This window comes from Polaromonas sp. P3_A5, from assembly GCF_056403055.1.
This window is the reverse complement of sequence record NZ_JBFUGF010000001.1, coordinates 2699034-2723205: the sequence shown is the minus strand read 5'-3', so window position 1 is coordinate 2723205 and position 24172 is coordinate 2699034. Positions and strand designations below refer to the sequence as shown.

Below are 24172 nucleotides of genomic sequence, written 5' to 3'. Positions count from 1 at the left end.
CATGTTGTCACGCACTGCAGACCACCTCTTCTGGATGTCGCGCTATACCGAGCGGGCGGAGAATACAGCGCGTATGCTGGATGTGAACTACCAGACCTCGTTGCTGCCGCAGTCCGATGCGCTGGTACAGGCCGGCTGGCAGGGCCTGCTCAGCATCAGTGAGCTCAAGCCTTCGTTTGCCGCCAAGTACGGCGACACCATCAACCCGCGCGACGTGATGGACTTCATGGTACGCGACGAGAAAAACTCGTCCAGCATCATTTCATGCCTGCAGAACGCCCGTGAAAACGCCCGGGCTGTGCGCGGTACGCTGACCACCGAAGTATGGGAAACGCAGAACCAGACTTACCTCGAAGTCATCCGCATGCTGCGCAGCGGCGACTTCGAGCGCGACCCGGGCCAGTTCTTTGAATGGGTCAAGTTCCGTTCGCACCTGTCGCGCGGCGTGACCCTGGGCACCATGCTGCAGGACGAAGCCTTTCACTTCCTGCGGCTGGGCACCTTCCTCGAGCGCGCCGACAACACCGCGCGGCTGGTGGACGTGAAGTTTCACGCCGTGCAGAACGACTTCCTCGGCATGGCCGGCGAGAAAGACCAGGAATACGACTTCTACCACTGGAGCGCCATCCTGCGCAGCGTTTCGGGCTTTGAGGTCTACCGCAAGGTGTACCGCGACGTCATCAAACCCGAGCGCGTGGCCGAGCTGCTGATCCTGCGCGCCGACATGCCGCGCTCCCTGCTGGCCTGCCTGAACGAAGTCATGAGCAACCTTGCCATGGTGACCAGCGACACCAGCAGCGAAACCCAGCGCCGCGCCGGCAAATTGCGCGCCGACCTGCAGTACGCACGTATCGACGAAATCCTGGCAACGGGCCTGCATGCATTCCTCACGCAGTTCCTGGACCGCGTGAACGAGCTGGGCGCACACATCAGCCGAGAGTTTTTGGTGCCGGCCACCACTTGAAAGACGGTAACCCACCGGCCGCAGCGCCGGGCCAGCCAAGGCAAGCCCGGCGCCGCTGGAAGGCAGAGGCTTAATGAAACTGCACGTCAGACACATCACCGACTACCGGTACACGGAGCCGCTGCGTTACGCGTTGCAGACGCTGTGGCTCACGCCGCAGTCCAGCCCGGCGCAGACGGTGCATTTCTGGAGCCTGGGCGCGCCCGAAAAACTCTTTACCCAACGCGACGCCTTTGGCAACACCATCAGCTCCTACACCTTTGTGGGCAAGGATGCCGATAACGTGCGCTGGAGCCTGGTCAACGCGGCTGGTGATGTGGAAACCTTTGGCGTGGCTGAGTTCAACGACCCGGAAACCCTGCCGCATCCGTATTTTTTTCTGCGTGCCACGCATCTGGCTGAGCCGCATTGGGAGCTCGCCGAATTTGGCCGCCGCTTTATCCCGCAAAGCCTTGACGGCACCGCAAGCTTGCCGTCCCTGCTGGCATTGAGCCAGGGCGTGGCAGACGCTGTGGGCTACCTGAAAAACAGCACCAGCGTGACGACCACGGCGCTGGAAGCCTTCAAGTCCGGGGCAGGGGTCTGCCAGGACCAGGCCCACGTCATGGTCGCCATCTGCCGCAGCCTGGGCTACCCAGCGCGCTATGTCAGCGGCTACTTCTACGCCGCCAACGAGCCCGACCTTGCCAGCCACGCCTGGTGTGACGTGTGCCTCGACGTGGCCACCCGCCGCTGGGTCAGCATCGACGTCACCCATAGCTGCCTGATCGACCAGCGCCACGTGCGCCTGGCCATGGGCACCGACTACAACGCCTGCCCCCCCATCAAGGGCGTGCGGCAGGGCGGCGGGGAAGAATCGATGACGGTGGAGATCACGATTCAGCCGGTGTGAGCCTGCCCGGGCCTGGATGGGCAGATGCACTGAGCGCAATGCGGAGGTAGATACCCGATCAGTCCATTTGATTGCTATTGTTTTCATAGCTGCTCGCGCCCGCTACTATTGGCCTGCAGACCTAAAATATGAATAAAAACAGGCCCAAAAGCGCTCTAAAACCCGTTTTAACGCCTCAATTGACCGCCCCGGAGGCGCAAAAGAGGCCTGCAGCGGCTCAAGTCGACTTTTTTAAGCATCAAAAGGGAATCCAGCCCAATCAAAGCAAGCGCCAGAAGCTATTGAATTGATAGCAATCCAGGCGAGCCATACAGCTGGCGGCCTGGCAGGACTTTGGTCAGCGTGATCGAAAAACCGCCACCGGCGACCAATACCGAGCGGATATGTTGTATGCGTTATCTGGCTGTTGCCGCGGTGGCATCGAACAAAAACGTACCCCAGTACAGGTAAGTTTTCCCGGTGCTAAGGCTATAGTGCAAATACCGAACCCGCTCCCGGACCTGATCCAGCAAGCGGGCAGACTGCAGTGGAGGATTGCGGGGTTTCACGGAACTTTTATACCTGTATGAAATTACAGCGTATTTCTTTTAGGCCCAGCATGCAAGCGGCTTACAGGAGGTTTTAATGTCCAGATTAGATTGCAAGCGCCAGGTTATACCGCAGGTTTTTCGGCATACATTACGTTAGACCTCATGCAGACGTTCGCGCGCGTTCCCAAGCGGACCGTGGTGATCGCCGGTCACCCAAACAGCGGCTGGTCCAGCGCGGATGAAGGCACGCCCGGGTCATTTGAGCTCGAGTTCGCGTTCGAAATCACAGACGACGGCAATCGAAACTTTCTCCTTGTGTACTCCTCTCTCGATGGCCGCTATGCTGCGGACACATGGCACGAAACGCTCGAGAACGCCTACGCCGCTGCCGCCGAGGAGTTCGGAATTGACCAAGGTGAGTGGTTGAAATGAGCAGACGGTCAGCTACTGCCTGGGGCGGCAAGAGGTCTAACAGGTCGTTCGACACGGACACGCACCGGCACTGCGCCGCGCAGCGTGCAGATGAACGTACGCCGCGCGGCGCAGTGCAGGTGCGTGCCGGTCATCTCCGACGTTAGGCGTGTATGAATAGTTCTAGTGTCACATGAGATCGGTCATTTCGTTCCTGCTCGTACTCGGATTCGTTTCCTCGTTTGGATTTTCGCCGAACGCCGATGCGGTCGAGTTTGTTGAGCCGACTCCGGAGCAAAAGGCGCGCTGCGAGGCCGTGGCAGACGAGCGACCCCGGCAACTCTGCCTCCAAGCGTACTCCGTCATGGGGTTGAAGTTTCCGGACACAGTGGAGGAATTTGGCTCCTTTACCAACGCTTCTCGGATGGCCATCTTCAAGCCGAAAGGCAATGGTCCGTTCCCCGCGCTGCTTCTATTGCACACGTGCGCGGCGGTCGATTTTGATCCCCAGCACATGCGTTACTGGGTGAGCCGGGCGCTGGAAGAGGGCTACGTCGCCTTCGTCGTGGATAGCTGGAAACAAAGAGGGATTCCCCAGGAAGGTACCTGCTTCGTCATTCGTCCGGGTTTCGCTCCTCTACCAGTCCGCGTTCGGGACGCCTATGAAGCGCTACGGCATCTGGGCAAGTTTGATTTCGTAGATACCTCCCGTGTCGCCGCGATGGGGTTTTCGCAGGGCGGACGGGTCGCGCATTTGCTTGCGAGCAAGGGAACCGCCGCGAGGTATTCCGTGCAGCGCTTCGCCGCCACCGTCGCGGTTTACGGCCAGTGCTTCAGCCGGGAATTCGGCGCGACGTTCGTGCTGCCGGACAGCGATGCGCCGCTCCTGTCACTCCTCGGCGAGCTGGATGAAGACGGCGACCCGCGGGAATGCCTGCCCCGACTTCAAAAGCTCCAGGAATCCGGCGCACCGGTCGAATGGCATGTGTTCCCTAATACCGGCCACGCTTGGGACCAACCCAAATCCAGCCCGCCCCGGCGCGTCCGTCAGATTGGAAGTTCCCCCGAGGGGGTGCTCTTCGCTTACGACGCCAAGGTCGCGGACGAGTCGCGCAAACGGGTTTTCGAGTTTCTTGCCCGCCACCTCAAGGCACGTGACGGCGGCGTAGGCCCTCCGAAATGAAGGCGAATGTGAGAATTCTTCGTGTTCGCGGAGGATAGAAACGTCACGCCTAACCGCCGCATCCACGCCGACGCGCGCAACAGCGGCGCGCGCGGGTGATGCGGAACGTTAAATGGCAACCTCGCAAGTTCAAACGCTCCCGCGATTTCGGTTCCGCGTCAGCACGGCCCTCGTGTGTTTCGGTCTGATTTTCTTGCCGTGGTCGGCGTATTTCTTTGACCGCCCAAACTTTCTGGACGACAAAGGGTTCGCCGCTGCAACCTTCAATTTCATCGTCTATCATTTTTCTGCGGAGGTCCTGTTTTTGGGCTTTGTCGTTGCCTTCGGATCGTTTTTCTGGTTTGCATACAAGCGGCATTGGCGCGCGGTATTTCAGTTTTTTCTAGAAATGGTGGTGTGTGTTGGTGCAGTCATTCTTCTTCCTGCCTACTGAGCCATTTAACCCGTTGCTCGGCACGGACACGCAACCCAAGGCTGCCGCTTTGCGGCGCAGGTTGTGTGCCGGGCAGCGCCAACGTTAGATTTTCAGATGTACGCGCTCACGGTTTTAGTATTTCTGGTCCTGCCTGTTGGTATGGCGTCATTTCTTCTCTGGCGCGCCTATCAGATGGGAGTCAAAGGCCGCGTTGAACTTACACATCAATGGATTTCGCGCCCGCCTGAAGGCATTGAAGCATTTGCGCGATGGTTTGCTTGGCGCGACTTAACGTTTGGAGCGGGCCTGTTGGCTTGCCTGATGCTGCTACTGGCTTTGCCCCAATACTTTGCCGCGTGGATACCTCTCATGGCACTATTCGGTTTCATACATCAAGGATTCACTGGCTATGCACTTCACAAGCTCAGGAAAAGAAATTCAATCTAACAGGGTGCTCGTCGCGGACAAGCAGCGTCAGAATGCCGCTTCGCGGCGCGTGCTGCGTGCCGTACAGCGCCGACGCTATATGGCTTGAGCACATGAGGTATCGCTGCGTCCCACCAGATCCAAGCGAGTTTCCGAGGATACGCTTGGTTGCGCCGGCCCTAGTTCCCTTGGCCTTTGTGATTGTGGGAATGGTGGGCTCAGGCCAAGGACATCTTTGGAACGTTCACGGCGACGGAGCGTTGTTGCTCGGAGCAATTGTGATCACAGGCATTGCTGCATTTTTCATCACCCTAGTCACCTTTGTTCGGGGGTTAGTCGATCTTGTGGCTTATTCGAGCCTGCGCACGAGCCTCAACATAGGCTGTGTGTCACTGGCGGGTGCCTTCTTGGTCACGGCCCTGGTTGGAGTTGCACGTGGATAGGACGCCACATAACCCGCTAGTCGACACGGACGCCCAAGTGAGTCTGCTCCCTTTGGTCGCACCTGACCTTGGGCGCCGGTCACACGCACGTTAGCCCTCATGAACCTGCCCATCGGTTCTTCCCAAGGATTGCCTCGCTGGGCGGGGCTCGCAATCGCTTGGGGCATAACGTTCGTCTGTCTGGGCTGCGGTACTTACGAATGGGCCCACCCGGGATCTTTGTCTCCTTCAGGTCGAGCGGCTTCTCTCTTCTCTTTTGCTGGAGACCTTTTCGGCCCGAAAGGCGTCGCGGCGGCTCATTTCGCTCTCGCGGTTCCCGCCGCTCTGATCGCTCTCAGCATTCAGTTCTCATCGAAAAGTGAGCGATGAGGGCTAACCATTCCATCAAGAGCGGATCGCCTTCGCCCCCGCTCATGTCAAACGTTAGGCCGCATTATGGAACCGTGGTTGTTCATCACAATCGTCTTCGTGGCCGCTGTAGTGGCAGCCGCAAAATGGCTGTTTCGCCAGCGCACGCCTGACGAAGTACGTGCAGCTCGCGAGCGCCTCCGCCGGTTCCGGGGCAAGCCGTAGGCGGTTGTGGCATAGTCCGTTGAAATACTTGGTTCGAGGGAGAGTGCGAATGCACGACAAGGCGGAAATCTACTGTCCAGTATGCGAGTGGAGGCCACGCTCAGAAGACAGATGGGAATGCATGCCGTCTTGTGGGACCGTTTGGAATACGTTTTGGACTCGAGGCGTTTGCCCGGGTTGCGCATACAAGTGGACGAAGACCCAGTGTCTTGCCTGCAGCGAACTGTCTCCGCATGAAGCCTGGTATCACTACCCTCCTGAGCTGGAGTCGTCAGAGTCCGAGTCAACTGCGGCCACAACGAATGCGGCCTAACCCTTCCATCGAGGGGACGTCCACAAGCAGGCTTCGCCCACTTGCGGCCGCCCCTCATGTCAAACGTTAGGCTTCTCAGATGACCGATATCAAGCCCGCAACCTTCCCCGATGACCTTGAGCATGTCGTAGCCATCCTTCGGGAGTACGTCGCCAGTCCAAGCGTAAGCCTTGCCTTCCAGAATTACGAGGCGGAATTCGCTGCGTTACCCGGAAAGTACGCCGCGCCCGATGGTCGCCTGCTTCTCGCATGGAAGGGGCCGGCTGTCGTTGGCTGTGCCGCGCTTCGCCGCGTTGACGCAACCACCTGCGAAATGAAGCGCGTCTACGTGCGGCCGGATGCGAGAGGCGAAAGCCTTGGCCGCCGGCTCATCGAACGTATCCTCGATGAAGCGCGGGCTGCGGGCTACTCCCGCATCTGCCTCGATGTCTTGCCTGAGTTTTCTGCCGCACAGCGCATCTACGAGTCCCTGGGTTTTCAACCTGCGGCGCCCGTTACCTTCAATCCCGTCCCCGGTACCAGGTACCTGGCCCTTGAGCTCTCGCCGTCACGGCTTGCAGATGTTGCCTGATCCTTCCACCGGGCGGGCGCCTTGTGGACGGCTTTGCCTGGGCGCGGTCGCTATTCCGTCCAGAGATTAATGGTGCGTCCTGCTTTTGCTATCGCCGCCCTCGCCACCGCCGCAAGCAGTGTTGCATTCGCCACCGGCTCCTTGTCGTTCGAAAGTGCTGGCTACGTTCTGGACTTTGAAGTAGGGCAACAGGAGCGCCCAGTTCTGGCTGGTGTGTCGTTTGCCGCGCCTGGGGCGGGCTCGAGTCCGATGCTTCGGCCGCCGCATCTGGTCGTCGTGGCATTTGACGTGAAGGCAAAAATCCTGCTCGTTCGCTACAGGAATCCCGGGGACAGCAAGCTGCCGCCAGACTTTGAGCTTTCAGTTCGCGGTAGTGAGGGCATCTTGAAGCTGCCGAATCGCTCAGTCACCGGCAGGTTCAACTGGGAAATGTGAGCTGAGAATGCCATTCGCCGCATAACGCCAACGTTGAGTGCCGCAACGCGCATATGCTTCACCTTTACGATCGCGAAACTTCTGGCAATGCCGGCAAGGTCCGCCTGCTGCTGGTCTTCCTGGGCATTCCGTATGATCGAACCCTCCTTCCCTTAACGGTCGATCATTTCAGCCGCCCTCGGTGGCCTGTTTGTATTGAATATTGGAATCCATCATGAACAAATTGCTTGTCTTCCAGCTCACGGTTCAAAGCTCCTATGTCGGCAACGTTGAGCATGATGCTGAAGGTGATCACTTCGACACGGTTCAGTGGTGGTTCTCGGAAAACGAGACCTGGCGCATCAAAACGTTTGCAATAGACCAGGACATCCACACGCATCGTATTGCAGGCCCAATCGCTGAAGAAGTTGCAATGGAGAACACCATGAAGCACTACGAAGATGTGGTCGAGAGAGCGTTTGCCGTCGAGTTCGACGATCTGGGTGACGAGAGCGAGGTGTCGGAAGTCATGGAAGATTTAGGGGGAGCCTCCGCGCTGGAGATTGCAAGAAACGGGAGCCAGTTTGCCTTCTGGAATCCGTCACGCCTGAAGTACACCTCCAAGAGTCAACCGGTCTGAAGCTCAACCACTCATCTCAAACACCTGCCCACAAGAACAAAATTCATGAAATTCGAATTTGGAACGCCGAAGGCGCTGGACGATATCTCGCTGCAGGACGCCAAGAATCATCCCATTTGGTTGTGGGCCTGGGAGGCCGGACTGGAGGGCGAGGTGGAAGATGAGACGTGGCAGTGCCCGGTCTTGAACACCTCGGATGTCACGGATGCAATGACGGAGCCGGTCATTACGCTGCGCATCGAGGGGAGCGATGTGATTGGCTCGGCCAGCTACAACGCGGAGCTTGATCAACTGGAAGCAATTTCCATTTGGGAGAACGGTGCCTGGGCAGGAATCCAGGAGACCACGCTGGCGACACCGATTACATTGATTGCTGTCCCCAGCATTCGCGGCGTCACAGGTGTCAGGTTTGTTTGCAGTGAACCCGACGAAGATCGAGCTTCACGTGAGGGCTGACTGCGGTGGGTACTTGGGGCTGGAGCGGCGCATGACGCAATTTGCCAGCTTGGTCGGCACGAATGTTCGGCCAGCCTGCTTTGCATGCTTGTTGGCTCCCGATTGATTTCAACGTCAGGCTAAAAATGCGTTACCCGGAATCAAAACCCCCGTGGACCGGCAGCTGCCTTTGCGCAAAGGTGCAGTACCAGCTGACTGCGCATCCGCTGACGTTCTATGCGTGTCATTGCACAGACTGCCAGCGGCGCTCCGGCGGTGCCATGCGGCTGGCCATGTGGGTTGACCGCTCGGCGCTGGAGGTCACGCAGGGAAGCCCGCAGCTCCTGACGTTTGACATGGGAAACGGGCGCCAACGCAGGGCGAAAGTGTGTGTTGATTGCGATACCCGGTTGTGGGCGGAACCGGCCGACAAGCCGACCATGGCGGCGTTGCTGCCCGGCACATTGCACAACGCGCGGGAGTTTGAGCCTGTTGCGCACCTCTGGACAAAAAGCGCGCTTTCCTGGGTGGTGATTCCGCCAGGCGTTGCCGTGTACGAAACCCACCCCGATCGCCCGGGGGAGCTCGCCAGGCTGTGGCAGGAGGCGATGCAACAGCGTGGCTCCGGTGATGCAAACCAGGCACTGGTCGAGCCTGCAAGTTGCCAGGCCGAATTTCCCCTTTCCTCCAACACCTCAACATCAAACCTTGCTTCATGACGACAACTGCGCTCCTTATCATCGACGTTCAGACGGCTCTTTGCTTCGGCGAGAGCGGGGCCTTTGAAAGCCGGCGCGTCATCGACAGAATCAACCAGGTGTCTGCCAAGGCCCGCGCCGCGGGAGCTCCCGTCATCCTGATCCAGCACGAGGCGCCGGATGATCCACTGGAATATGGCACTGAAGGGTGGAAACTCGCCGATGGCCTGGACACCCAGCCGACCGATATCCGCCTGCGGAAGAAGGCAACGGATTCGTTCCATAACACGGAGCTGCAGACCCTGCTGCAGGAGCGTGAAATCAAAAAGCTGATCATCTGCGGTATACAAAGCGACTTTTGCGTAGACACAACGACCCGGCGCGCCCTGGCTCTCGGCTATCCGGTCACACTGGTTTCGGATGGGCACTCAACCGTGGACAACGGAATCCTCACTGCGGCACAGATTTCGGCCCACCATACGGCGACCCTGGCAAACATCCAGAGCTTTGGGCCAAGAGTCACTCCACAGCTAGCGGGCGAGATCAAGGTTACGGTCTGAGCCTGTTTTGATTTCTATGCACGCACCCTGGATGCACATCGCCTTTGCCGAAGTCGGCGTGCGCACGTTTCCTGCCGGCCAAAGCAACCCCAGAGTGACCGAGTACCACGCCCACACCAACATTCGCGGCTATGACGACAAGGCGTCGTGGTGTTCATCATTCGTGAATTGGGCTTTGGCACAGGTCGGCATTCCCGGCACCGGGTCTGCGCTGGCGCGTTCCTGGCTGGAATGGGGTGAGCCGCTCGGCGGGCCGGTGCCCGGCTGCGTTGTCGTGTTGTCGCGGGAAGATCCGGGCGGCTGGAAGGGCCACGTGGGTTTTTTTCTTCGCGCAGATGAAACGAATGTGTACCTGCTGGGCGGCAACCAGCTGGACCAGGTGTGTGAAAACGCCTACCCGTTGGTTACGGTGCTGGGGTATCGCTGGCCCTCTGGCAAGGGGCCTTGATCTTCGTGCAACTGCGTGCTTCGCCTGCTGCGCACCAGGTTACTTCATCCTTACCGGCGGCCATCATTGGCGCTTGGCATCATTGGCACCGGGGTCAGTTGTACTGCCGCAGGGCCGCACTGTCCTGAATTTGTTGGCTATCTGGGCGCTTTCGTGGCATCCTGCCATGCACCGGGATTTCCATCCGATCCTCCGGCCCATGGTGAGCGCCAACGTTGGGCCTCAAAATTACAACCTCAAAGGGAGACGCTCCAATGAAATCATGGGTTGTTCCGGTGGCGGTTGTCATCTGCATGGTGGTCTTGTGGATCTGGAGCCGAAACGCAGATAAAAGAGGGCTGGCTGCCTGGGCCAGGGGGCAAGGCGGCGAACTTCTGGAAGTGCGAGATGTTCATGAATTCGACGGTAGCGGAATGCGTCCCCTGCAAGACGATAACGTCCATGAATATTTAGTGAAGGTGAAACTTGAAAATGGCACCCTGAAACAGGGGCGGGTTGTGCTGACTTCTCACCTGCTCAGGAAAACGGATATTCAGTGGCGGGAGGACGGTGAATGGGGTTGACGCGGCCTCGCGCCAACCGTCTGGCCGAACGGACGGCACAGGCCGGCCGGTGGGTGCCTACTGCCTGACCCGCGCCGCCACTTCCCGCCCCAGCTCAATCACCGCCATCGCGTAATAACTGCTCCAGTTGTAGCGGGTAATGGCGTAGAAGTTTTCGGTGCCCGCAATGTATTGCGGCGCGTCCGGGCCGTTGAGCAGCTCCACCAGCGCGAGCGGCCCGGTGTGCTGCAGCGCAGGGCTTTCCAGGACAGCACCCTTGGCCGTGAAGCTTTCAACACCGAATGTAGGCAGGATGTCCGGCGCCATCAGGGCGTCCATGTCGAGCCGGCTTTTGTCGAAGCTCACGGGGTAATGCGTGGGCATGCCCGGCTGCCAGTTGAAGGCCTTGAAATAACTCGCGACTGAGCCGATCACGTCGGCCGGGCTGCCCGACAGATCGATATTGCCGTCGCCGTCGAAGTCCACCGCGTATTTGACCCGGCTGGAAGGCATGAACTGCGGCATACCCATGGCGCCGGCGAAGCTTCCGCGTGCGTCGAAAGGGCTGGCCTCAAGCCGGTGTTGCAGCGTCAGGAACTGTTCAATTTCTCCCTTGAAGAATTCGCTGCGCTCTTTGGCGCGCGGATGGTTGGCAGGGAAATCGAAGGCCAGCGTGGTCAGGGCATCCATCACGCGAAAACTGCCGGTGTCGCGGCCGTAGATGGTTTCCACGCCGATGATGCCGACGATGATTTCGGCGGGTACGCCGTATTCCTTTTCGGCACGCTCCAGTGTCTGCTGGTTTTCCAGCCAGAAGCGCCTGCCGGCCTCGATGCGCACCGGGTCGATGAAGCGGCTGCGGTAGACGCGCCAGTTTTTGACAAAGGTCTTGGCTGGCGGCTGCATCAGCCGCACCACGGTGGCGTTGTAACGCGACTGGCCGATCGCATCGCGCACCCAGTCGGGGTCCAGGTCGCGGCGTGCGGCCATGTCGTCGGCAAACTGCATGGCTTCGGGGCGGGTGGAATACAGCGGCCCTTGCGCCGGGGCCGATTTGGCGGCCACGCGTTTTTTGATGTTATTTCCCTCGCCAGACCAGGCAGATACTGCGCAAGCAGCTATCAAAAAGAGAGCAAATCCGAAACGTTGGAGGCGCATGAAGGAGTGATCGAATGACGAGGAGTGAGCGGGGAGGGCTGAGCCGATTTTAAGCGGGCCAGGCGAGCCGGTCGAACTCCTGCCTGAGCGCATGAAGCTGCAGCGCCGCTTTACCGCCGCTTGCCGGCACGGCGGCGTAGCGCAGGTGCTCCAGGCGCATCAACCAGTCATGCAGGGCCTCGCCTTGCTTGCCGTAGCGGCCCAGCACCTCCTGCGCCAGCTGGCGGGGCGAGGTGGCGGGCGTGCTGTGAAGGCCGGCCTTTTCCAGCCGCTTGCGCGTGCGGGCCAGCAGGCGCAGCCAGGGATCGTGCTGCGCACGGTCCCACAGCGTCCAGGCCGCGCCGACCAGGGCGGCCAACACCACGATACCGATCAGCACATAGCTCAGGTCTTCCCAGCTGGGGGACTCAAAGCCGATGTCTTTCAGCAAATTGAGTTGTTTGCCTTGGGTGTAGTTCAGCACCCACTGGTTCCAGCCGTTGTTCACGGCCTCCCAGGTGGCGCGCAGCTGCGCAGTCAAGGTCGGGCTGAAGTTGCCCAGGGCTTGCGCCACCACGCCTTGCGGTGCGGCCAGGCGCTGGAACGCCCCTGTGCGTCCCGGCGCCACTGCTGAGGTTGGGTCTACGCGCACCCAGCCTTCACCGGTCTGCCAGACTTCGGCCCAGGCATGCGCGTCGCTTTGCCGCACCACCCAGTAGCCGTCGACGCTGTTGAGCTCGCCGCCCTGGTAGCCGGTGACGATGCGCGCCGGGATGTCGAGGGCGCGCATCAGGATGACAAAGGCCGAGGCGATGTGTTCGCAAAAACCTTCCTTGCGGTCAAACCAGAATTCGTCGGCGGTGTGTTGCCCGTACACACCGGGCTCCAGCGTGTAAACGTAGCCCCCGGTGCGCAGCCGTTCCAGCGCAACTTGCACCAGCGTACGGGTATTTGCCACCGCATAACGCGGGTCGCGGCGAATCTCGGCTGCGAGCGCCAGCGTGCGGGGATTAAAGCCGGCCGGCAGCGCTACAAATTCCTGCAGGCCGATCACCTGCTGACGCGGCCCATGCCTGAAGATCGGATAGCTCTGGGCCTTGTAGCGCACCAGGTCGGTGACAGGCCGGTTGGTGAACCACTGGAGATCGGCCTCCATGGTATTGCGGTATCCGGGCAAGTCGGGGCTTTGCGGGGCCGCCTCCATCACGAAGATCCATGGTTGATTATTGGGGGCAAGCGTCACTTCATAGTTGACAGGCGCACCAGCCACTTCGAGGTTAGCAGGCAGGGCATAACGCGATGGCAGGAACGCGCGCAACGGCTGCCAGTTGCGCCCATCGAAGTTTGAAAGCACAGGCCCCCTGAAGTACAGCTCTTGCTGGGGTGGTGGCTTGCCGCCCTCAAACCGGATGCGCATGGCTACGCTGTCGTCCAGTGCCAGAGTGGCGATACTGCCCACCTGCATGCTGGGGCTCAGGCCGCTGCGGCCGGTCATCGCATCGCTCGGCACCCCCCACAAAGGCGCCAGGCGCGGAAACAGCAAAAACAGCACCAGCATGATGGGCGCGCCCAGCAGGGCCATCCAGCCTGCTGTTTTGGCCGCTTGCAGCAGCGGCGGTTTGCCCACCGGCAAATGGGCATTGACCAGCACGGTCAGCAGACCCATCAACCCTAGCAGCATGCTGAAGGCGGTAAGCAGGGACTGAGAATAAAAGAAGTTGCTCAGCATGCAGAAGAAGCTGAGAAAGAACACCACAAAGGCGTCGCGCCGGGCCCGCAGCTCCAGGGTCTTGAGCGTCAGCAGCACGACCAGCAAGGTCACGCCTGCATCGCGGCCGAACAAGGTTCGGTGCGTCGTCAGCGTGGCGCCAATGGTCAGGGCCAGCAGGGCCAGCAGCCACCACTTGCCCGGCAGCGGACGGGCCTGCACGGCCAGCCAGCCGCGCCACACCAGCACGGTACTGGCCAGCGCACTGCACCACAGCGGCAGGTTGCCCACCTGGGGCAGCAGCACCCAGGCGATGACCAGCAACAGGAACAGGGTGTCGCGGGCGTCGCGGGGAAGGGTTTGGAGGCGGGTCAGCATGGGAGGGGCTCTGCTGAGAGCTGCTGGCCGGGGGTTGCCCGGCGGCAAGTAACTTTCTTTTGCGTCGCCAAAAGAAAGTCACCAAAGAAAAGGCGACCCTGCTGTCTGCGACCCCTTCGCTGCGCTACGGGGCACCCTGCGGTGCTCGCCTGAAGCGGGGTCCGCAGAACTCGCCTTCGGCTCAAACAACTGCGGCCCTTTTTCCGCTCCAGGCTCCGCTCCTCAGCGCATACAGAAGGGGCAATCGAATGCGGTAACCGAATACCGAAATACCAGCAAACGAATACAAATACCAACAAGGACACGCCACGGCGTGTCCTTGTTTCTTCAGGTATTCGGAGTTCTATCTTCGGCTGTTGGTATTCGTTCCCCATCCCTTGTGGATGCGCCGAGGAGCGCAGGGCCAGACGGATCAGGGCAAAAACTTGTTTGAGCCGCAGGCGAGTTGTTTTTGACCCCGGCTGGACCGAGCACCGCAGGTTGCCCCGGAGCGCAGCGCAGGGGACGCAGGAACCAGGGTCGCCTTTCTTTTGCTTACTTTTCTTTGGCGAAGCAAAGAAAAGTGAGTTGCCGCCGGGCAACCCCCGGCCAGCAACCCTCCGCAAAGAGCGCCATCGCCGAAACGACCTCGACCCCAAACCAGACGTCAACATACCGCAAGCGCCTCCAGACAAAGCCTCTTATGCGCCTCCCCACTGGCAGGCTTGATCTCCACCGAAGGCAACCTCAAGCCATAGTCCAGCGCGAGCTTGTCGGCCATCAACACCCAGGCACACAGCCGTGAAAGCTTTTGTTCAACACCGGCAGAGCCCGCATTCATGAAGTCCAGCCAGAGCTCATGCCGCTGGGCTTGCTGCGTGTCACGCACGACCAGGCCGTTGCCCTGTTCATCGGCCTTGGCTGCTTTTTTCCAGACGATCAGTTTCATGGGGTCGCCGCGGCGGTAACCGCGTACGCCATCGAATTCACCCGTGCTTTGTGCCCGTGAGGCCGCCGTCGCGCCACCGGAGCGGGGCTCGCCGGGCGGCAGCGGTGGCGGGTGGGCTTCGGGCTGCGGATAGACCAGGATCTGGGCAGCCGGGCGCCATACCGTCCAGACGCGAAAGGTGCCGAGCGGGTAACGGGTTTCGGCGGTCAGCGTCGGCAGCCGGTACAAGCCCCGCCGCGGCGGCGTGAAGGCCACCTGCACCACGCTGCTGCCCTGCGCGGGCACGTCGGTCCACACCCAGTGCTGCTCCCCGCCCTTTTTGGCGTCCTTTTTGGTGTCCACATCGTGTGGGTTCAGCACGCTCAGCCCGATGCCATGGCGCGCGGTACGCCTGGCGTTCATGAGTTTTACATCAAATGCGGCGGTAGCGCCCGCGTAGTGTGCGGGAGGCGCTACTAAATTCATAGCAAGACCGCGCAACGTGCCGTGGCAGACGTGCATGCCGACCAGAGCACTGCCGGCCAGCAGGAACGTCAGCAGGTAGCCCAGGTTGAGCTGGTAGTTGATGGAAGCCACCAGCAGCACCAGCAGCGTCACGCCCAGCATCAGGCCAGGCCGCGTGGGCAGGATGTACACGTTGCGCTGGGTCAGCGACACGCTGTCGGTGAACGGCAGCTTGCTTTGCCACCACTTCTGGAAGCGCCCGCGAATGAAGGCAAAAGGATTCCATTCGCGGGCCGCCGTGGAACCGGCTTTGTCGGGCCACTGGTGGCGCCCCCCGGGGGGGGAGGCGCCGGAGGCGCTTCGGGGGGCGTCCATCTTCTTCAGGGGAGGGGCACGGCGTCGAGCATGGCCCGCACCTGCTCCACAGGGCCGCGGCCGGCGTCGCTGACCGGAATGAGCCGGTGTGCGGCGGTTTGCGGCAGCACGGCAGCAATGTCGTCCGGCGCCACGTAGTCCCGCTTGCTCAGGAAGGCCTGTGCTTTGGCGGCCCGCATGATGGCAATGCCCGCGCGCGGGCTGAGGCCTTGCAGAAACCAGCGGCCTGAACGGGTCGCCGTGACCAGGTCCTGCAGGTAGTTCAGCAGCGGCTCCGACGCGTGAACCTGCGCCACCATCTGCTGCAGCTCCAGCAGGTCGTGCGGCGCCAGCAGGGCCGGCAGTTTTTCGAGCATGTCGCGGCGGTCGGCGCCCCGCAGCAATTCGCGTTCGGCGGCGCGGTCAGGGTAGCCCAGCGAAATCCGCATGTGAAAGCGATCCAGCTGGGACTCGGGCAGGGCGTAGGTGCCGAGCTGGTCGTGCGGATTCTGTGTGGCGATCACGAAAAACGGCAGGGGCAGGGGCCGGGTTTCGCCCTCGACCGTGACCTGCTTTTCCTCCATGGCTTCGAGCAGGGCGCTTTGGGTTTTCGGGCTGGCCCGGTTGATTTCATCGGCCAGCAGCACCTGCGCAAAAACCGGCCCCGGGTGAAACACAAAGCTTTCCTTCTGGCGTTCGTAAATCGACACACCCGACAAATCGCTGGGCATCAGGTCGGCGGTGAACTGCACCCGCGAAAACTGCAGCCCGAAAGAACGGGACAGCGCATGGGCCAGGGTGGTTTTTCCGACGCCCGGAACGTCTTCAATCAGCAGGTGGCCGCCGGCCAGCAGGCAGGCCACGCAGTCCTGTACCTGTGCCGGTTTTCCGACGATGACCGTGTTAAGCTGATCGAGAAGTGCCTGGAGTTTTTCTGTGACTTTCATGGTGCCAACCATACCGTAATTTTTTACAAATTATTTCCCCCATGAACGCGACTGGTTATTTCACGCACGCAGATTGCCGCAAGCATGAGATGGGCCCCGGCCACCCGGAATGTCCCGAGCGGCTCGACGCCATTGACGACTGGTTGCTGGCGACCGGCGTCAAGGACGCCCTGGACGCGCGCGAGGCCCCCCTGGCAGCGCTGGGCGACATCGAGCTGGCGCACGACCGCATGATGGTGGCGGCGATCCGCGGCCTGAGCGACAGTCTGGTCGACGACATCAGGGCCGGCGGGCCGGCCTATGCCCAGATAGACCCCGATACCGCGCTCAATGCGCACACCTGGAACGCCGCCCTGCGCGCGACCGGCGCCGTGCTGGCGGCCACCGACGCTGTGATGTCCGGAGAGCTTGAGAACGCGTTTTGCGCGGTGCGCCCGCCGGGCCACCATGCCTGCCACAACCGGTCCATGGGATTTTGCGTTTTCAACAGCGTCGCCGTTGCTGCCAAATATGCGCTGGAGCGCCACGGCCTCAAGCGCGTGGCGATTGTCGACTTCGACGTGCACCACGGCAACGGCACCGAGGACATCCTCAGCGGCGACGACCGTGTCCTGATGGTCAGCTTTTTCCAGCACCCGTTTTACCCATATACCGGCACCGAAAATCATGCAGGCAACATGCTCAACCTGCCCGTGCCGGCCTATACCAAGGGCATGGCCGTGCGTGAGCTGATCGAAGCGGCATGGATTCCGCGCCTGGAAGAATTCAAGCCCGAGATGATTTTCATCAGCGCGGGTTTTGATGCGCACCGCGACGACGACCTGGGCCAGATGGGTCTGGTCGAGCAGGACTACGCCTGGATCACCCAGCGCCTGAAGGACGTCGCCAGGCGCCATTCCCAAGGCCGTATCGTCTCGTCGCTGGAGGGTGGCTACAACCTGAATGCGCTGGCGCGCAGCGTGGAAGCGCATATCCGCGTCCTGGCCGATTTGTAGGGCATTCATGAGTGCCGTATCTGCTGAGCTTTCGGCTCCCGTGCTTCACACGCATGACGCGCGCGGTGTCCACCGCCTGGTGCTGAACCGGGCGTCTACTTTTAACGCGCTCGGTGAAGACGTGCTGTCTGCACTGCAGGCTGCACTGGATTTGATCGCGGCCGACAGCTCGGCGCGCGCGGTGGTCATCTCGGCCGAGGGCAAGGCTTTTTGTGCCGGCCACAACCTGAAAGACATGCGCGCCCGGCCCGAGCTGGCTTATTACCAGAAGCTTTTTGCGCAGTGCACGCGCGTGATGCTCAGCATCCAGAGGCTGCCGGTGCCTGTGATCGCGCAGGTGCAGGGCCTGGCCACCGCGGCCGGGTGCCAGCTGGTGGCGCAATGCGACCTGGCGGTGGCCTCCAGCAATGCGACTTTTGGCGTGAATGGCATCGATGTGGGCCTGTTTTGCGCCACGCCCAGCGTGCCGCTGGTGCGCAACATTCCGGCCAAGCAAGCCATGGAGATGCTGCTCACGGGTGAATTCATCACCGCGGACGAAGCGTGTGCGCGCGGGCTGGTGAACCGTGTCGCATCACCGGAATCCCTCGAGGGCGAAGTCGAAAAACTCTTGCAGTCGCTCCTGCCCAAACCGCGCGAAGCACTCGCCATGGGCAAGGCGCTGTTCTACCAGCAACGTGAAACCGGCATCGAGGCCGCCTACCAGCTGGCGGGCCAGTCCATGGCCTGCAACATGGTCCATGCCGTGGCACAGGAAGGCGTGCAAGCCTTCATCGAAAAAAGGAAACCCCAATGGCCAGCGCCGGCGCCCTGACGACCCGTCCCGTTCCTCCCGTCCGCATTGATGCGCTGGATGACTGGTTTGCGGCACTGGCCCAGCCTACCGCCCTCACGGAGCTGGCCGCGCTGATTTCCTGCGCGTTGCTGGCCTGGCTGGTGGTGCGCATGGCGGGCCGCGCACGTATGGCGGTCGATGGGACTTCCATCCTTTTCGGGCGGCGCGTGATTGACGGCGTGCTGTTTCCGCTGCTGCTGCTTTTCTTTGCCAATGCGGTGCAGGTCCTTTTGGCGAGGACCTTTCCGTTGGCGGTATTCAAGGTAGCCATTCCTGTGCTGCTGTCGCTGGCGGTGATCCGCCTGGGGGTCAAGGTGCTGCAGGTGGCCTTCAAGGACGCGCCGCTCGTGCGGGCCCTGGAGCGCACCATTTCCTGGCTGGCCTGGATCGCCATGGTGCTGTGGGTCAGCGGCTTCTTGCCTGTGATACTTGATGAGCTCGACGACATCAAGTGGAAGGTCGGCAACTCGACGCTGTCGGTGCGCACCATGCTTGAAGGTGCGGTGACAGCCGGTGTGGTGCTGCTGATCACCTTGTGGATATCTTCGGCCATTGAGGCGCGCCTGCTGCGTTCAGCCACCGGCAACGAGCTCTCCCTGCGCAAGGCTGTCAGCAATGCGGTGCGTGCCATGCTGATGTTTGTCGGCCTGATGCTGGCGCTGTCGTCGGTGGGCATTGACCTCAGGGCGTTGTCGGTGCTGGGCGGCGCGGTAGGCGTGGGTGTGGGCTTTGGCCTGCAGAAGCTGGCGGCCAACTACGTGAGCGGCTTTGTCATGCTGGCCGAGCGCAGTGTGCGCATCGGTGACAACGTGCGGGTGGACACCTTTGAAGGGCGCATCACCGATATCAATGCGCGCTACACCGTGGTGCGTGCACCGTCCGGGCGCGAATCCATCGTGCCCAACGAGATGTTCATCAGCAGCCGCGTTGAAAACCTCTCGCTCAGCGATACGCAGGTGCTGCAGTCCACCGTGGTGTCGGTGGGCTATGACAGCGACGTCGAGCTGGTGATGGGCCTGCTCAGCGAAGCCGCGCTCAAGCAGGACCGTGTGCTGCGCGACCCTGGTCCCAGCGTCAATCTGACCCACTTTGGCGTCGACGGGCTCGAGTTCACGCTCAACTACTGGATGGTTGATCCCGAAAACGGCCAGCAGAACCTGCGCTCGCGTGTCAACCTCGCCGTCCTGGAGTCGCTGCGCTCGCACGGCATCGAAATTCCGTACCCGCAGCGTGTGGTGCATACCCGCGTGAGCATTTCGGAGAATGCAAAAAACGTGGAGGGCGAGAAGGGCGCTACCGGTGCCAAGCCTTCCTGAGCGGCCCACAAACGGCCTGCGGCGCGCTTTTTCCCTGCCCGACCTCCGTTCGCTGCATCGGCAATTGACGCCTGAAAGACACCTGAAGGACAGTGGTTGGGCAGGATGCTCTAATTCGCTGTATCCGGCGCCCTATAATGAAAAATAGAACGATCGTTCTTTTTCTGCCTGGTTCCCCTGGATACCCTCCGGCGACCAGTTGAGCAGCCCGCATCAGGGGCGCCGCAGCATAGAATGCAAAGCTTACGTTTACGTTAACGTCAATTCAGTCCCGATTTCATTTCGATTTCAATTCGTACTCAATCCATCAACTCTGGAGTCCTCTCATGAAGGTCTTGGTTCCCGTCAAACGCGTTGTGGACTACAACGTCAAAGTCCGCGTCAAATCCGATGGCACTGGTGTCGACATCGCCAACGTCAAGATGAGCATGAACCCGTTTGACGAGATCGCCGTTGAAGAAGCGACGCGACTGAAGGAAAAGGGTGTCGTAACCGAAGTCATCGCCGTGAGCTGCGGCGTGCTGCAGTGCCAGGAAACCCTGCGCACCGCCATGGCCATCGGTGCCGACCGCGCCATCCTGGTCGAAACCGCCGAAGAACTGCAGCCGCTGGCCGTCGCCAAGCTGCTCAAGGCGCTGGTCGAAAAAGAGCAACCGCAACTCGTCATCCTCGGCAAGCAGGCCATTGACGACGACTGCAACCAGACCGGCCAGATGCTGGCTGCGTTGCTGGGCTGGCCACAAGCCACTTTTGCTTCCAAGGTCGAAGTCGAAGGCGGCACCGCCAAGGTCACGCGCGAAGTCGACGGCGGCCTGGAAACCCTCTCGCTCACGCTGCCGGCGATCATCACGACCGATTTGCGCCTCAATGAACCGCGCTACGTCACCTTGCCCAACATCATGAAGGCCAAGAAAAAGCAGCTCGACAACCTCAAGCCCGAAGAGCTCGGTGTCGACGTCAAGCCGCGTATCAAGACCCTGAAGGTCAGCGAGCCGCCCAAACGCAGCGCCGGCATCAAGGTGGCCGACGTGGCCGCCCTGGTGGACAAGCTCAAGAACGAAGCCAAAGTCATCTAAGGAGTTGATTGAAATGACCGCACTTGTAATCGCAGAACACGACAACAATTCCATCAAACCGGCGACCCTCAACACCGTGACGGCTGCCGCCCAGTGCGGTGGCGACGTGCACGTGCTGGTGGCCGGCAAGGGCGCCGAAGCCGCCGCCAAAGCCGCCGCCGCCATTGCCGGCGTGGCCAAAGTCATCCACGTCGAAGGCGAGCATTTCGCCCACGGCCTGGCTGAAAACATGGCCGCCCAGGTGCTGGCCATCGCTTCCGCCTATTCGCACATCCTGTTTCCCGCCACCGCTTCGGGCAAAAACATCGCCCCCCGCGTGGCCGCAACGCTGGACGTCGGCCAGATCTCCGACATCACCAAGGTCGATGCCGCCGACACCTTCGAGCGCCCCATCTACGCGGGCAACGCGATCGCCATCGTGCAAAGCCTGGACGCGACCAAAGTCATCACTGTGCGCACCACCGGCTTTGACGCCGCGGCCGCCACGGGCGGCTCCGCAACCATCGAAACGCCCGCGGGCGTTGCCGACAGCGGCAAGTCGACCTTCCTGGGCTCCGAGATCGCCAAGAGCGACCGCCCTGAGCTGACGGCTGCCAAGATCATCGTCTCCGGTGGCCGCGCGATGGGCTCCAGCGAGAAATTCAACGAAGTGCTGACGCCGCTGGCAGACAAGCTGGGCGCAGCTCTCGGCGCATCGCGCGCAGCGGTTGATGCAGGCTACGCCCCCAATGACTGGCAAGTGGGCCAGACCGGCAAGATTGTCGCGCCGCAGCTCTACATCGCCGCCGGTATTTCCGGTGCGATCCAGCATCTGGCCGGCATGAAAGACAGCAAGGTCATCGTGGCGATCAACAAGGATCCCGAAGCGCCTATCTTTAGCGTCGCTGACTATGGTCTCGAGGCCGACCTGTTCACTGCCGTACCCGAGTTGGTCGCAGCCCTGTAATACGGTTTCAGGCCAGCGCGACATGAAAGCCAAGCAGCAACCCGGCCAATCCGGCATGAGGCGAGGCGCATGCATGGCCTTGATGCTGGCGGGCTTGCTCCTCGCTGCGTGCGCGGGGCTTGACCGCAAAGTCGAACAGGTCAGCGTCAAGTCGGACATCAAGGAGCCTGTGACGTCTTTGGCCCTGGTTTTTGTGACCCCCGAGTGGGCCAACCAAAACCCGGACCTGGTCAAAGGCTACAGGCTCTCGGGTGTACTCGACAACCGCCTGATGAACCAAAGTGTTGGGCACGCCGCAGACTTCATGCAGCTCAACGGAGTTCCCGCAAAGTACGCAGGCACGTTCGGCCAGCGTTCCAATATCAGGGGCGTGCTGGGCGAATGGTCCGGCCAGGGTTACAACACGCTGCTGTTTGTTCCGATGGGCTCTACCGTCACCTCCCAGGGCCATGAAGCCCGCAGGGGTTCTACCCGTTACCGCGTGACGCTGTACAGCAAGAAGCTCGTGCCCATGCTGGAGTTTCAGGATGCGTTTTACGCCTCGGCCCCGGATTCGGGTCATGTGGACCTGATGGCAGCGGGCTGGCTCAATGCCTTGATGGACAACGGTTATGTCGTGCGGAAATCCGAAAAACTGGTGGAACCTCCAGTTCGTGATTTTTCGCCCTAGATTCAAGAGTTCACCTGGCAATTGAGACCCCGATTTCGCCTGGGGTATCCCAAGCCGACAGGCCATGGCGGCGCACCGATTTTTACCCTGCCTTCGCCGGGCATAAGACAACTTTCCGGAGACAAAAACATGACATACAAGGCCCCCCTCAAGGACATGCTGTTTGACATCAAACACCTGGCCAACATCGAACAGATCGCGCAAATCCCCGGCTTTGAAGAAGCCGGCTTCGACACCGCGCAAGCGGTGCTCGAAGAATGCGCCAAGTTCAACGAGGGCGTGCTGGCTCCGCTCAACCGTGACGGTGACATCAATCCGTCGAGCTTTCAATCCGGCGAAGTCACCACCACGCCTGGCTTCAAGGAGGCCTTCCGCCAATACGTCGAAGGCGGCTGGCAAGGGCTGCAGCACCCGGCTGATTTTGGCGGTCAGGGTTTGCCCAAAACCATAGGCGCAGCGTGCGGTGAAATGCTCAATTCCGCCAACATGAGTTTTGCGCTGTGCCCGCTGCTCAGCGACGGCGCCATTGAAGCCCTGCTCACGGCCGGCTCCGACGACCTCAAGGCGGTCTATCTTGAAAAGCTGGTGAGCGGCCAGTGGACTGGCACCATGAACCTGACCGAGCCGCAAGCTGGTTCGGACCTCGCCATGGTGCGCAGCCGTGCCGAGCCGCAGCCCGACGGCACGTACAAGGTTTTCGGCACCAAGATCTTCATCACCTATGGTGAGCACGACATGGCCGAGAACATCGTGCATCTGGTGCTCGCCCGCGTGACCGGCGCGCCCGAAGGCGTCAAGGGCATTAGCCTCTTTGTCGTGCCCAAGTTCATGGTCGGCAAAGACGGCGCACTCGGTGCACGCAACGACGTGCACTGCGTGAGCATCGAGCACAAGATGGGCATCAAGGCGTCGCCCACTGCCGTGCTGCAGTACGGCGACCATGGCGGCGCCGTAGGCTACATCGTCGGTGAAGAAAACCGCGGCCTCGAGTACATGTTCATCATGATGAACTCGGCGCGCTACGCCGTGGGCATGCAAGGCATCGCGATTGCCGAACGCGCCTACCAGAAAGCCGTGGAATTTTCCAAAGACCGCGTGCAAAGCCGACCGGTTGACGGCTCCATCAAGGCCAGCGCGCCCATCATTCACCACCCGGACGTGAAGCGCATGCTGATGACCATGCGAGCCTACATCGAAGGCTGCCGCGCCATGGCTTCTGTCGCTGCTGCGGCGTATGACGCAACGCATCACCACCCCGATGCGGATGTGCGCAAGCAGAACCAGGCGTTTTACGAATTCATGGTGCCACTGGTCAAGGGCTACAGCACCGAGATGAGCCTGGAAGTGACGTCGCTGGGTGTGCAGGTGCATGGCGGCATGGGCTTTATTGAAGAAACCGGCGCCGCCCAGTACTACCGCGACGCCAAGATTCTGACCATCTACGAAGGCACGACCGCCATCCAGGCCAACGACCTGATTGGCCGCAAGACTTCGCGCGATGGCGGCCAGACGGCCAAGGCGATTGCCGCGCAGATCGAAAAAACCGAAGGCGAGCTGCTCAAGCAGGGCAGTGCTGACGCGCTGGCCGTGGCCAAGCGCCTGAAGGCCGCGCGCCTGGCATTCATCGATGTGGTGGATTTCGTGGCCGGCAACACCAAAGCCAGCCCCAACGCCGTGTTTGCCGGCAGCGTGCCTTACCTCATGCTCGCGGGCAATGTGGTGGCCGGCTGGCAGATGGCGCGTTCGCTGCTGGTGGCGCAAGAACAAATCGCCCAAGGCATCGACGTCGCCTTCATGCAGGCCAAGATCACCACCGCACGTTTTTATGCTGACCACCTGCTGACCAAGGTGCCCGGCGTGCGCGACAGCATTGTCGATGGTGCAGACAGCGTCACGGCGCTGGCGCTGGACGCGTTCTGACCTCCGTACACACTGCTATTTATTTGATAGCTGTTAGCGCCCGTCAGTAAAGGGTTGCAG

Annotated in this window: 25 protein-coding genes; 21 read left to right on the top strand and 4 right to left on the bottom strand. The window is 61.0% G+C overall.

All coding sequences use genetic code 11. The features are described 5' to 3' along the window. The first annotated feature begins 1 nt into the window (after window position 1). From AC1DU8_RS12920 to AC1DU8_RS12855, 14 genes are all read left to right on the top strand, one after another. Entirely contained in the window at window positions 2–964 is a 963-nt protein-coding gene (locus AC1DU8_RS12920; RefSeq protein ID WP_457278908.1) for an alpha-E domain-containing protein, read from the top strand. A 73-nt stretch (window positions 965–1037) separates the two neighbouring features. Continuing rightward, a complete protein-coding gene (locus AC1DU8_RS12915; RefSeq protein ID WP_457278907.1) occupies window positions 1038–1856 on the top strand; it encodes a transglutaminase family protein in 819 nt (272 codons plus the stop codon). 692 nt (window positions 1857–2548) lie between these two features. Beyond that, window positions 2549–2818, top strand: a complete 270-nt coding sequence (locus tag AC1DU8_RS12910) for a hypothetical protein (protein ID WP_477726839.1) — start codon at window positions 2549–2551, stop codon at window positions 2816–2818. A gap of 172 nt (window positions 2819–2990) precedes the next feature. Beyond that, window positions 2991–3980, top strand: a complete 990-nt coding sequence (locus tag AC1DU8_RS12905; protein ID WP_457278906.1) for a dienelactone hydrolase family protein — start codon at window positions 2991–2993, stop codon at window positions 3978–3980. A gap of 112 nt (window positions 3981–4092) precedes the next feature. Then, the gene (locus tag AC1DU8_RS12900) at window positions 4093–4413 is read left to right on the top strand and encodes a hypothetical protein (protein WP_477667455.1); all 321 of its coding nucleotides are present in this window, start codon (window positions 4093–4095) and stop codon (window positions 4411–4413) included. A 96-nt stretch (window positions 4414–4509) separates the two neighbouring features. Further along, complete coding sequence (locus AC1DU8_RS12895; protein WP_457278904.1) at window positions 4510–4842, top strand: hypothetical protein; 333 nt, start codon at window positions 4510–4512, stop codon at window positions 4840–4842. 1387 nt (window positions 4843–6229) lie between these two features. Then, window positions 6230–6721: a GNAT family N-acetyltransferase gene (locus tag AC1DU8_RS12890; RefSeq protein ID WP_457278903.1), complete on the top strand. Its 492-nt coding sequence runs from the start codon at window positions 6230–6232 to the stop codon at window positions 6719–6721. 72 nt (window positions 6722–6793) lie between these two features. Next, window positions 6794–7156 (top strand): hypothetical protein, encoded by a 363-nt coding sequence (locus AC1DU8_RS12885; RefSeq protein ID WP_457278902.1) that lies wholly within the window; start codon window positions 6794–6796, stop codon window positions 7154–7156. 214 nt (window positions 7157–7370) lie between these two features. After that, on the top strand, window positions 7371–7775 hold the full coding sequence (locus AC1DU8_RS12880) for a hypothetical protein (protein ID WP_457278901.1): 405 nt from the start codon (window positions 7371–7373) through the stop codon (window positions 7773–7775). A 45-nt stretch (window positions 7776–7820) separates the two neighbouring features. After that, window positions 7821–8231, top strand: coding sequence for a hypothetical protein (locus AC1DU8_RS12875; RefSeq protein WP_477726838.1), 411 nt, complete (start codon window positions 7821–7823; stop codon window positions 8229–8231). Window positions 8232–8293: 62 nt separating this feature from the next. Next, on the top strand, window positions 8294–8929 hold the full coding sequence (locus tag AC1DU8_RS12870; RefSeq protein ID WP_477726837.1) for a GFA family protein: 636 nt from the start codon (window positions 8294–8296) through the stop codon (window positions 8927–8929). Beyond that, complete coding sequence (locus AC1DU8_RS12865; protein WP_477726836.1) at window positions 8926–9468, top strand: cysteine hydrolase family protein; 543 nt, start codon at window positions 8926–8928, stop codon at window positions 9466–9468. Before AC1DU8_RS12870 ends, AC1DU8_RS12865 begins: the two co-directional genes overlap by 4 nt. Window positions 9469–9484: 16 nt before the next feature. Then, window positions 9485–9916, top strand: coding sequence for a TIGR02594 family protein (locus tag AC1DU8_RS12860; protein WP_477726835.1), 432 nt, complete (start codon window positions 9485–9487; stop codon window positions 9914–9916). Between the two features lie 254 nt (window positions 9917–10170). Beyond that, window positions 10171–10479, top strand: coding sequence for a hypothetical protein (locus AC1DU8_RS12855; protein ID WP_477726834.1), 309 nt, complete (start codon window positions 10171–10173; stop codon window positions 10477–10479). 57 nt (window positions 10480–10536) lie between these two features. On the opposite strand, the gene mltB is transcribed toward AC1DU8_RS12855, so the two are convergent. From mltB to AC1DU8_RS12835, 4 genes are all read right to left on the bottom strand, one after another. Then, window positions 10537–11616 carry a lytic murein transglycosylase B gene (gene mltB / locus AC1DU8_RS12850; protein WP_477726833.1) on the bottom strand — a complete coding sequence of 360 codons (1080 nt, stop codon included), beginning with the start codon at window positions 11614–11616 and terminating at the stop codon, window positions 10537–10539. A 49-nt stretch (window positions 11617–11665) separates the two neighbouring features. Then, on the bottom strand, window positions 11666–13681 hold the full coding sequence (locus AC1DU8_RS12845) for a transglutaminase TgpA family protein (protein WP_477726832.1): 2016 nt from the start codon (window positions 13679–13681) through the stop codon (window positions 11666–11668). Between the two features lie 646 nt (window positions 13682–14327). After that, entirely contained in the window at window positions 14328–15428 is a 1101-nt protein-coding gene (locus AC1DU8_RS12840; RefSeq protein WP_477688924.1) for a DUF58 domain-containing protein, read from the bottom strand. Between the two features lie 5 nt (window positions 15429–15433). After that, window positions 15434–16354, bottom strand: a complete 921-nt coding sequence (locus AC1DU8_RS12835) for an AAA family ATPase (RefSeq protein ID WP_457278892.1) — start codon at window positions 16352–16354, stop codon at window positions 15434–15436. Window positions 16355–16395: 41 nt separating this feature from the next. On the opposite strand from AC1DU8_RS12835, the gene AC1DU8_RS12830 reads away from it, so the two are divergent. From AC1DU8_RS12830 to AC1DU8_RS12800, 7 genes are all read left to right on the top strand, one after another. Further along, window positions 16396–17349, top strand: a complete 954-nt coding sequence (locus AC1DU8_RS12830) for a histone deacetylase family protein (RefSeq protein WP_457278891.1) — start codon at window positions 16396–16398, stop codon at window positions 17347–17349. A gap of 7 nt (window positions 17350–17356) precedes the next feature. After that, the gene (locus AC1DU8_RS12825; RefSeq protein WP_457278890.1) at window positions 17357–18163 is read left to right on the top strand and encodes an enoyl-CoA hydratase; all 807 of its coding nucleotides are present in this window, start codon (window positions 17357–17359) and stop codon (window positions 18161–18163) included. Beyond that, window positions 18142–19500, top strand: coding sequence for a mechanosensitive ion channel family protein (locus AC1DU8_RS12820; RefSeq protein WP_457278889.1), 1359 nt, complete (start codon window positions 18142–18144; stop codon window positions 19498–19500). Before AC1DU8_RS12825 ends, AC1DU8_RS12820 begins: the two co-directional genes overlap by 22 nt. 326 nt (window positions 19501–19826) lie before the next feature. Further along, a complete protein-coding gene (locus AC1DU8_RS12815) occupies window positions 19827–20576 on the top strand; it encodes an electron transfer flavoprotein subunit beta/FixA family protein (RefSeq protein ID WP_457278888.1) in 750 nt (249 codons plus the stop codon). Between the two features lie 13 nt (window positions 20577–20589). Next, on the top strand, window positions 20590–21522 hold the full coding sequence (locus AC1DU8_RS12810) for an electron transfer flavoprotein subunit alpha/FixB family protein (RefSeq protein ID WP_457278887.1): 933 nt from the start codon (window positions 20590–20592) through the stop codon (window positions 21520–21522). Between the two features lie 22 nt (window positions 21523–21544). After that, window positions 21545–22192 (top strand): hypothetical protein, encoded by a 648-nt coding sequence (locus tag AC1DU8_RS12805; protein ID WP_457278886.1) that lies wholly within the window; start codon window positions 21545–21547, stop codon window positions 22190–22192. Between the two features lie 129 nt (window positions 22193–22321). Continuing rightward, a complete protein-coding gene (locus AC1DU8_RS12800; RefSeq protein WP_457306790.1) occupies window positions 22322–24112 on the top strand; it encodes an acyl-CoA dehydrogenase in 1791 nt (596 codons plus the stop codon). The last annotated feature ends 60 nt before the right edge of the window (window positions 24113–24172 follow it).